The sequence below is a fragment of the Streptomyces sp. NPDC057424 genome (genome assembly GCF_042803315.1).
Classification (GTDB): domain Bacteria; phylum Actinomycetota; class Actinomycetes; order Streptomycetales; family Streptomycetaceae; genus Streptomyces.
On the sequence record NZ_JBHVCP010000125.1, the window covers coordinates 1 to 3,225 of the forward strand.

At 68.0% G+C, this 3,225-nt stretch carries 4 protein-coding genes; 1 reads left to right on the forward strand and 3 read right to left on the reverse strand.

Annotation, left to right across the window (positions count from 1 at the left end; all coding sequences use genetic code 11):
* Positions 1-42: 42 nt before the first annotated feature.
* The 3 genes from ACFU3E_RS38335 to ACFU3E_RS38345 all read right to left on the reverse strand — a co-directional run bounded on the left by ACFU3E_RS38335 (position 43) and on the right by ACFU3E_RS38345 (position 2,121).
* Positions 43-549, reverse strand: a complete 507-nt coding sequence (locus ACFU3E_RS38335; protein WP_384169429.1) for an HNH endonuclease — start codon at positions 547-549, stop codon at positions 43-45.
* 209 nt (positions 550-758) lie between these two features.
* On the reverse strand, positions 759-1,298 hold the full coding sequence (locus tag ACFU3E_RS38340) for a YbhB/YbcL family Raf kinase inhibitor-like protein (protein WP_384169432.1): 540 nt from the start codon (positions 1,296-1,298) through the stop codon (positions 759-761).
* A gap of 40 nt (positions 1,299-1,338) precedes the next feature.
* The gene (locus ACFU3E_RS38345; RefSeq protein ID WP_384169434.1) at positions 1,339-2,121 is read right to left on the reverse strand and encodes a sporulation protein; all 783 of its coding nucleotides are present in this window, start codon (positions 2,119-2,121) and stop codon (positions 1,339-1,341) included.
* A 144-nt stretch (positions 2,122-2,265) separates the two neighbouring features.
* On the opposite strand from ACFU3E_RS38345, the gene ACFU3E_RS38350 reads away from it, so the two are divergent.
* Positions 2,266-2,907 (forward strand): DNA-3-methyladenine glycosylase, encoded by a 642-nt coding sequence (locus ACFU3E_RS38350; protein ID WP_384169437.1) that lies wholly within the window; start codon positions 2,266-2,268, stop codon positions 2,905-2,907.
* Positions 2,908-3,225 lie beyond the last annotated feature (318 nt).

Consider the following 3,225-nt stretch of genomic DNA (forward strand, 5'->3'; position numbering starts at 1 on the left):
GGCCCGCTTCCCAGGGAAGCGGGCCCCCTTCGTGTGACAGCCCTAGGCCGCGGGCTGGACCAGCCACCGCGGCAGCTCCGCGAAGTCGTCCCGCCCCAGCGACAGCAGCATCGCGTCCGCCGGAGTCGGCTCGAACGGCTGCCGCAGCAGCGGCATCCCCGCCTCCTCCGGAGTCCGGTTCGCCTTACGGTGATTGTCCTGCGCGCACGAAGCCACCGTGTTCAGCCACGTGTCCTGACCACCCTGCGCCCGCGGCACCACGTGGTCCACGGTCGTCGCCCGCCTCCCGCAGTACGCGCACCGGTGCCGGTCCCTCACCAGCACACCCCGCCTCGACCACGGCGCTCGTCTTCGGAACGGCACCCGTACGTACTGGCAGAGCCTGATCACGCGAGGCGCGGGTATGTCCACCGCAGCTCCCCGCATCCGCAGTTCGGGGTGGGCCTGCTCGACGACGGCCTTGTCCTGAAGCACCAGAACGACGGCTCGGTTCAACGTCACCGTCGACAGCGGCTCGAAGCTCGCGTTCAGTACCAGCGTGTCCCGCATACCAGCCCACCTCCCGTGTGCACCGGCCCACCCCCTGGCGGGCTGGGATCAACTCTGGCCGGGCACGCCGAGATGGACAACGCAATATCTGCTGCTCCCACGGGGGGTGACCCCCGCGTCCCCCGGCAACAAAAATGCCCGCTCCTGATCAATTCCAAGACCAGGAGCGGGCAAACGTTGTGTGAACGCCGGGATCGCTGGGCGGCTGCTCAGCCTTCGGCGGGCACCTCGTACTCACCGATCAGCTGCGCCCGCGCGATCGTGTGGAACCGCAGGTTGAAGCCCACGACCGCGGGCGAAGCCGTCGCATCCGGACCGAGTTTCTCCGTATCCACGGCGTACACCGTGAACACGTAACGGTGCGAACCGTCCCCGGGCGGCGGCGCGGCACCACCGAAGTCCGTGCTGCCGAAGTCGTTACGAGCGTGGATCGCCCCCTCGGGCAGCCCCTCGAACGCGCCGCCGCCCGCACCCGCCGGCAGCTCGGTCACCGACGCCGGGATGTCGAACAGCACCCAGTGCCAGAACCCGCTGCCCGTCGGGGCATCGGGGTCGTAGCAGGTCACGGCGAAGCTCTTGGTCTCGGGCGGGAAGCCCTCCCACCGCAACTGCGGCGAGGTGTTGCCGGCCGCGTAGACCTGAGCGTCCTGGAGCGTCGCACCCTCCTCGACATCCTTGCTCGTGACCGTGAACGACGGTACGGGCGGATGGAAGTCGTGGGGGAGCGGCCGCCGCTTGAGCTCGGTCACCTCGGTACCTCCTGATCGATTCGTTCAGTCAGCCCCGAGCCTAGAACCAGTTGCGCTTGCTGCCGACCTCGGACAGCCACTGGTTGAGGTACGCGGTCCAATCGGTGCCCTGGTAGTCGTTGAGCCCCACCTGGAACGAGCGGAAGGTGTCGCTGCCCTCACTGAACAGCCCAGGCTTCTTGTCCATCTCGAGCACCACGTCCATGGCCTGCTCGTCGGCCACGAAGCTCAGCTCGACCTGGTTCAGCCCCCGGTACTGCTGCGGCGGGTAGAACTCGATCTCCTGGTAGAACGGCAGCCGCTGCCGCGTGCCCCGGATCACACCGCGCTCCATGTCCGCGTTCTTGAACCGGAAGCCCAGCTGGATGAACGCGTCGAGGATCGCCTTCTGCGCCGGCAGCGGGTGCACGTTGACCGGGTCCAGGTCGCCGGAGTCCACCGCACGCGCGATCTCCAGCTCGGTGGACACCCCGATGTTCATACCGCGCAGGGGCTGACCGTCGATCATCGTGATCGGCGTCTCCCACGGGATCTCGAGACCGAACTGCACCGCGTGCACGGCGTTCGCCTGCAGCTCGAACGCCCCGCCCAGCCGCGACTTCGTGAACTCGATGTCCTGCTTGTACTCCTGGTCGCCGCTCTCCACCTCGACCTTGGCCTGCAGCCCGACCGAGAGCCCCTCGATCTGCTGGTTGACGGACCCGCCCTGGATTCGCACCTCGCCCTGGACGACACCGCCCGGGACGACGTTGACCTCGTGCAGCACCGTCTCGACCGAAGCCCCGCCGGCCCCCAGGCTCGCGAGCAGCTTCTTGAACGCCATGTCTCTCCCTCTCGCCCACTACGGGTGGATCCTTGATCCCTACAAACGCGATCCGGCCGTGGCCGGTTCCATGCCCCACCCTGGCAAGGCCGGTGCCCGACGGCCACCCCGCGGCACCACTCGTCTCCAGTACCCTCGGACGCCATGATCGCGACCCCCGACCGTACGCCTCTGTCCAGGGAGTTCTTCGACCGGCCCGTCCTCGATGTCGCCCCCGACCTCCTCGGCCGCATCCTGGTACGCAGCACCCCCGACGGTCCGATCGCCCTCCGCCTCACCGAGGTCGAGGCCTACGACGGCGCCGATGACCCGGGCTCCCACGCCTATCGCGGCCGCACGGCCCGCAACGGTGTGATGTTCGGTCCGCCCGGCCACGTGTACGTCTACTTCACCTATGGCATGTGGTTCTGCATGAACCTGGTCTGTGGCCCCGAGGGAAGGGCGAGCGCGGTCCTGCTCCGCGCCGGCGAGATCATCGAGGGCGCCGAACTGGCCCGCACCCGTCGACTCTCGGCCCGCAACGACAAGGAACTGGCCAAAGGCCCGGCCCGGCTGGCCACGGCCCTGAACGTGGACCGCTCCCTGGACGGCACGGACGCGTGCACCTCCGAGGACACCCCGCTCCGCATGCTGACGGGCACTCCGGTTGCCTCCGACCAGGTAATCAACGGCCCGCGCACCGGTGTGGGCGGCGACGGAGCCGTGCACCCCTGGCGCTTCTGGGTCGCCAGCGATCCGACGGTGAGCCCCTATCGAGCCCATGCCCCGAGGCGCCGCCGAAGTTGACGCGTCCTACCAGGGTGCGTAATGTAGTCCGAGCCGCTGAACCGGGTACGGCAATCGCCGGCAACCGGAAGCGACCAAACCACTACCTAGCGACTCCCCTCAGCAGGGGCGAATTCGGCGTGCCCGCATGCCTGAATTCGACGCCGATGGACTCGATTATGAGTTGGACGGGGAATCCGCTAACGTAGTGAATGTCGAAAGGCCGACGAGCGAAAGCCCGGGCCGAACGGCAAATCCCGCCGACAGGGAATCGGATCGAAAAGGATCTGATAGAGTCGGAAACGCAAGACCGAAGGGAAGCGCCCGGAGGAAAGCCCG